General features: G+C 66.7%; 8 protein-coding genes. 2 read left to right on the top strand and 6 right to left on the bottom strand.

Going from position 1 to position 4,987, the window contains the following annotated elements:
* The first annotated feature begins 242 nt into the window (after window positions 1-242).
* Window positions 243-458, top strand: coding sequence for a hypothetical protein (locus tag QZV94_RS23170; RefSeq protein ID WP_293682540.1), 216 nt, complete (start codon window positions 243-245; stop codon window positions 456-458).
* An 81-nt stretch (window positions 459-539) separates the two neighbouring features.
* Here QZV94_RS23170 and QZV94_RS23175 read toward each other — a convergent pair whose 3' ends face one another.
* Window positions 540-776, bottom strand: coding sequence for a hypothetical protein (locus tag QZV94_RS23175; protein WP_293682542.1), 237 nt, complete (start codon window positions 774-776; stop codon window positions 540-542).
* Window positions 777-1,105: 329 nt separating this feature from the next.
* Between QZV94_RS23175 and QZV94_RS23180 the strand changes: the two genes are divergently transcribed.
* A complete protein-coding gene (locus QZV94_RS23180) occupies window positions 1,106-1,336 on the top strand; it encodes a DUF6437 family protein (RefSeq protein ID WP_293682544.1) in 231 nt (76 codons plus the stop codon).
* Window positions 1,337-1,451: 115 nt separating this feature from the next.
* On the opposite strand, the gene QZV94_RS23185 is transcribed toward QZV94_RS23180, so the two are convergent.
* The 5 genes from QZV94_RS23185 to QZV94_RS23205 all read right to left on the bottom strand — a co-directional run bounded on the left by QZV94_RS23185 (window position 1,452) and on the right by QZV94_RS23205 (window position 4,834).
* Complete coding sequence (locus tag QZV94_RS23185) at window positions 1,452-1,841, bottom strand: single-stranded DNA-binding protein (RefSeq protein WP_066672064.1); 390 nt, start codon at window positions 1,839-1,841, stop codon at window positions 1,452-1,454.
* 302 nt (window positions 1,842-2,143) lie between these two features.
* The gene (locus QZV94_RS23190; RefSeq protein WP_066672066.1) at window positions 2,144-2,575 is read right to left on the bottom strand and encodes a hypothetical protein; all 432 of its coding nucleotides are present in this window, start codon (window positions 2,573-2,575) and stop codon (window positions 2,144-2,146) included.
* A 10-nt stretch (window positions 2,576-2,585) separates the two neighbouring features.
* Window positions 2,586-3,047, bottom strand: a complete 462-nt coding sequence (locus QZV94_RS23195) for a DUF6878 family protein (protein WP_066672070.1) — start codon at window positions 3,045-3,047, stop codon at window positions 2,586-2,588.
* A gap of 120 nt (window positions 3,048-3,167) precedes the next feature.
* On the bottom strand, window positions 3,168-4,199 hold the full coding sequence (locus QZV94_RS23200) for a DUF2493 domain-containing protein (protein WP_293682550.1): 1,032 nt from the start codon (window positions 4,197-4,199) through the stop codon (window positions 3,168-3,170).
* A 215-nt stretch (window positions 4,200-4,414) separates the two neighbouring features.
* On the bottom strand, window positions 4,415-4,834 hold the full coding sequence (locus QZV94_RS23205; RefSeq protein WP_066672075.1) for a hypothetical protein: 420 nt from the start codon (window positions 4,832-4,834) through the stop codon (window positions 4,415-4,417).
* Between the last annotated feature and the right edge of the window lie 153 nt (window positions 4,835-4,987).

Below are 4,987 nucleotides of genomic sequence, written 5' to 3' on the forward strand. Positions count from 1 at the left end.
CGTAACCTATTGCTTAACAATCTCTTTCTGCCGCATGGCGGCGTAGGGTGTGCCCCCTGTCCCCAACTTCGCAGGCAGGAACCAGTGTGTTGGCCTGGACCGGACCGAGCGGATTTGCTCCCGCTGACCGGCGGCGCGCGGGCCGGGCAAGCCGCCTGTCGGAGGGAGGCGAAAGCTATGGGAATGGAGCAGTCCGGGGAGATAAGATCACGTGCAAGAATCCCCCGGATAAGGAGTGCGGGATGGCCAGCGTAAGCTTGAGCGCGACGCCGAAAGGCAAGGGCTACCAGGCAACCGTCACCTATTCGGACGGCGTCGCGATCAGCTCGGCCGAGGCCTTTCCGACCCAGGCGGAAGCGATCTCGGCGGCCGCGCTGAGGCTGCTCGACCTGCCCGAGCGACTGGAGCGGTTCGACGCCCCGGAGGGCGCATCGACGGACGCCGGAATGGCCTCCTGAACCTCCCTAAGCGTTGGCTCAAAGGAGCCGAGCAAAAAGAATGGAGGAAGCCCGGAACGGACTTCCTCCTGTGGAGCGGCATCAGAATTCGTCGGTCAGTTTGGTCGGCACGGTGTCGACGACTCGGTCCAGCATGGCCTTGGGCAGCGCGCCATAGTCACCCTCGTCGACCGCGATGTAGCCGGCCTCATCGTCAATCAGGACATACTGGGTGAAGTAGCTGTGAAAGGACCTGGCATGGGCCCGGTCAAGGGCAGCAACGAAGGCTGCCTGATCGGCCTGGTAAACGGCACGGGCAATGTTCGGTGAAGCGTACATGACTGTCCTCCTGATGTTCGATGCGTCGCATCAGGAGATTCGCGATGTGGGTGACGGGCCGGGTCAGGGACCGCGTGGAACACGCGGCCGCGAAGCGGCGATGGGGGAAACGATTTTTGTCGGGGCTCGCCCCGGCAAAAATGGTGGGGCCCCGTCGTCCTTGACGCGGCCCCCAAGCCCGCATCACACTTGGAAACTCTGCGAGAGAGACCTCTCCCCCACGGTTGCGGGTACGCGTTCGGGCAACCTCACAAACCGTTTTCCTACACGCCGCGACAATGGCAGAATCGGTTCTGGAGGGGACCAACGGCCAGCGAAAGGTACGACACATGGCCAGGTCCAAACCGAGCGCTCGGGATGCGCTCAGGAAGCTGCTCGAACAGCGCGAAGAGCTCGATGCCCGTGAAGCCCGGCTCCGCGAGGAAGCGGCCGCCGAACTCGGCAAGCTGCTCGTCGAATGCGGCGCAGAGACGATCGAGCCGGCGCAGCTGCGCCAGCTCGTCCGCGCATCGATGGGGCTCGGGATCGACGAGACGCTGAAGCGCATCGCTCCCGCCTGATGGGCAAACGCGGCGGTGCGCGGGTTCGATGCCCCGCACCGCCGCCAAGCAGTCACGCAAAAGAAAAGGCCCCGATGGTCTGTGCCACCGGGGCCTTGTCGCGGGATCGGGACAATCAGTCCTCGTCGATGTCGGGCGCGCCCTCGTTGGCGCTCGAACGGCCCTTGGAGAGGAAATCCACCTTGTCGGCGATGATCTCGCAGCCGTAGCGCTTGACCCCGTCCTTGTCGTCCCACGAGGTGTAGTGAATCCGGCCCTCGACGGTCACCAGCTGGCCCTTGGTGCAGTATTTGGCGACATTCTGGCCGAGCCCGTTGAAGCAGGTGACGCGGTGGAACTCGCTTTCCTTAGCGGTGTAGCCGTTCTCGTCCTTGTAGGTCTTGCCGTCCTTCCTGGCCGGACGGTCGGTCACCACCGACATCGAGGTGATGCTGGTTCCGCCCTGGGTGGTGCGGGCTTCGGGATCGCGGGCGATACGGCCGACGAGAATAACGAGATTGGTCATGGGTCTTCTCCTGATCGAGCAATCCGGGTCCATCCCGGCTGCAAACCCGAGCAGAAGCGGCCCACGGCGAAGCGCACCGAAGGGGAACCTGGAGACGGTTCGGGTGGTGCGGGCAGCCGGGCGCATGCCCGGCAACACGGCCGGACCGGGTCCGGGTTGCGCGCCTCGACGGGGCTGCTTCAGGAACAGGTTTGCTTGAGAGCCGGGTTGGTCACGGATGCCGTTGACAGGACCGCCATGCCCGTTCGGTTTCGAGCGGCCGACACCGGTTCGCCCGCATCTGCAACCGCCGCGGAGCAGCTTCAAATCGCGATGCGAGACCGGCCGCCCACGGAAGAAGAAGGGCCGCTGGATGGGACGACGTCACCGCGAGCCGCACGATCGCCTGACAGCTCGACGGACTCGTCGAGACGATGCCCGCGAAGCATCCAGGCTTGGGGAGTGATGAGGCGCGCCCAGTCCGCGAACGAGGGGATCGATCCCAGGTCCTCACGCACGTGCTGCTCGCCGACAAGGCGCACCGGGACCGACCGACCGTCGGCGTTGACGATGGTCGCTCCGAACAGCGTTTCGAGCATGAATATCCCCTCGGCATGGTGCCGCAGCGCGCGGTGCCTGGGATCGGCCAGGATCGCTTTCGACTGGTCGAACCATTGGTGAAGCGGGAGATAGTCCTCCACGTTGCCGCCCCATTTCCGCACCGAGGAAAGCGCATGGTAATAGCAATGCGCCATCTCGCTTCTCCTAGAGCTCGGTCGAGTGATCTTCGGAGGCAGTGAAGCGCAGGCTGCAATCGAGCGTGAAGCTCGCGTCCGCCACATCGATGACGAGTTGGCCGTACGCGCCATCATTGAGCTCCCACCCGGGATGGTGGCGTTCGAGCGCGAGACAGCCGAGCGATTCCAGCGCCGCCGCCAGCGATTGCGCCTCGGCCTGCGCGTTGCCCTCCGAGGCCTCCGGACGGAACGGTTCCACAGCAGCGTCGGGACAAGCAACCGAAGCGTTGGCGGCATCGTAGCAGATGCATTCCTCGACGGCGCCGCTGTCGCCATACCCGTCGAAGCGGACTTCGACGCGGGCGATTCCCGCTGTCCGCAACGGGGGGATGACGACAGCCTTGAGATGCTGGATCTCGATCTGCTCCCGGGCGTCACGCTCGGCCTGGCGAACCGCGAACTCGGCGATCGCGGCTTGGAAATCTGTCATGAGAAGTTCTCCTGTGCTGCCGGCTGGACGTCCACCGCCCAGCCCGCACAGGCAGAAGATGCCTCCCCTCTGGTGCAGCTGCCAGCGCCGAGTTGGCGCTGGCGCGAAGGCGCGCGCGCCCTACTCGGCGGCGACCGCCGTGCTGCGCGGGCATGTCCCGAGCGGACCCCGCCGATCGACGACGGTGATCCGGCGCGCCTTGGCTTCGATCACGAGCCGCTCGAGAACACCGTTTCCCGGAAAGGCGACCACATAGCGGGGGTCGAGCGAGAGCATGCGCTCGTTGCGCTTGAAGCCGGCGCGAGCGCCGAGCCGCATGTCGAGCGAGAACGTCACCTGCGGCACCTGCCGCCGCTCGGCCCAGGACGAGGCGAGCCGGTCCACGCCCTTGCTGTCGCCGCCGTGGATGAGGACCATGTCGGGCACGCGGTCGCGGACCTTGTCCAGGGTTGCCCAGACGTTGTTGGCGAACGCGAGCGCGTCGGCTTCGGTCGCATGGCGGGTACGCCCGCCGGCGAATACCACCGGGGTTCCTTCGGGCATTGCAGCGCGCCGCTTGGCTTCGGCGCGGGCGCGCAGGAAATCGCGCCCTTCGACCAGGGCGGAAGTCAGCATCGCGCTGTGATTGAAGCGCGAGCTCGAGACCGGCTTCCACGAAGAGCCGAACTCATTGAGGTAGAGCGCCGCGGCGACCTCGCGCATTTCCTCGAGCGCCAGCATCGCCGCTTCGGCGCATTGCGCCCGCTCGACCTGGGTCTCGAGTTCGTGCGTCTGGACCTCGGAACCGTCCGCGGTGGCGATCAGGGCCCGGACCTCGTCGGTGGCGCGGTCGAGCGCCGTCGACTTGCGGGTCGCGGACCGGTGAAAGATGTTGACGAAGGCCCAGCCGAGATCCTCGGCGTCGGCCTCGAGCGCGGTTCCCGAGATCATGGCAAAGAGATCGGACCAAACTGCTTCGAGCGTCTGCACGACCGCTTCGCGAAGCGGAAAATCGTCGGAAGAGACCGGCGCGGGACCGATCGAAAAGCCGGAAAGGTCGAGCCCGGCGAGCTGATCTGCGAATGAGCTGTGCATCTTGTCCTCCTGATTGGTGGCGCTGCCAGGAAGGCCGTCATGGCCGCGGCAGCGAGAGCCCGTCAGGGCCAGCTTCAAGGCCGGGCTCCGCACCCGGAGGGGAAACCCGCATCGCCAGGCTGGCGCGGGCCGGAACGGGCCCGCAGGGACCGGGCCAACACGGGCCTGGCGAGGCCGGGTTGCGGACCCGGCCGGCTGGCCCAGGGCCTCTCTTGCGTGGCGCGTGCCACGACTGGAGGAAGCGGGCGCCCGCAATGGAAAGGGGCAGGGGCGTCGCTTTTCCCGCCCCGGGGTCAGGCACGCTTGCGATAGACGGCTTCACCGTTCGACATGCGTCCGAGGCAGTCGTAGTCGCCGAACAGGTGGTCGAAGCGGCTGGCGATCTGGCGGAGCCAGCGTTGTGCTCGCGGCGACCGGGCAGTCCTGCAGTCAGCATCCCAATAGGCGCCGTCGTCGCGCTCGGCGATCCACACCGCGACGAGGCCACCGTAGATCGAGACGCCGAAGTCGGCATAGGCGTTGCGCAGCAGGATCCGATCCTCGCGGCCCCGCCAGGCGTCGTGCTGCAGGAGCGAGGGGAAGGCGGCCGCCGCGCGCTCCGTGAGGTCATCGCGCAGCCATTCGTATTCGAGCTCCCAATCCTCGGCGCGCTCGACCTCGAGGACGGTGAAGGCGACAATGGCGCCGTTGGGATAGCTGACGGATCGGCTCATGGTGCCCTCCCTTCAGGCGGCCAGCGCGTCGTCGCCGGGCTCTTCGGCCACGGCGGTCTCACGGCCGCCGAGCTTCAGGAGAAGGCTCGACGCCTCCTCGGCCCGGGCCGCGGCGGTCAGGATCGCGCGGTCGTCTTCCCTGAGCAGCTTGAG

This window comes from uncultured Phenylobacterium sp., from assembly GCF_902826855.1.
Lineage (GTDB): Bacteria > Pseudomonadota > Alphaproteobacteria > Caulobacterales > Caulobacteraceae > Phenylobacterium.

Bases quoted from the DNA above. Each gene is read 5' to 3' on its own strand.
- QZV94_RS23180 (WP_293682544.1), top strand. From the start codon at position 1,106: ATGGCCAGGTCCAAACCGAGCGCTCGGGATGCGCTCAGGAAGCTGCTC.
- QZV94_RS23190 (WP_066672066.1), bottom strand. From the start codon at position 2,575: ATGGCGCATTGCTATTACCATGCGCTTTCCTCGGTGCGGAAATGGGGC.
- QZV94_RS23175 (WP_293682542.1), bottom strand. From the start codon at position 776: ATGTACGCTTCACCGAACATTGCCCGTGCCGTTTACCAGGCCGATCAG.
- QZV94_RS23170 (WP_293682540.1), top strand. From the start codon at position 243: ATGGCCAGCGTAAGCTTGAGCGCGACGCCGAAAGGCAAGGGCTACCAG.
- QZV94_RS23195 (WP_066672070.1), bottom strand. From the start codon at position 3,047: ATGACAGATTTCCAAGCCGCGATCGCCGAGTTCGCGGTTCGCCAGGCC.
- QZV94_RS23185 (WP_066672064.1), bottom strand. From the start codon at position 1,841: ATGACCAATCTCGTTATTCTCGTCGGCCGTATCGCCCGCGATCCCGAA.
- QZV94_RS23205 (WP_066672075.1), bottom strand. From the start codon at position 4,834: ATGAGCCGATCCGTCAGCTATCCCAACGGCGCCATTGTCGCCTTCACC.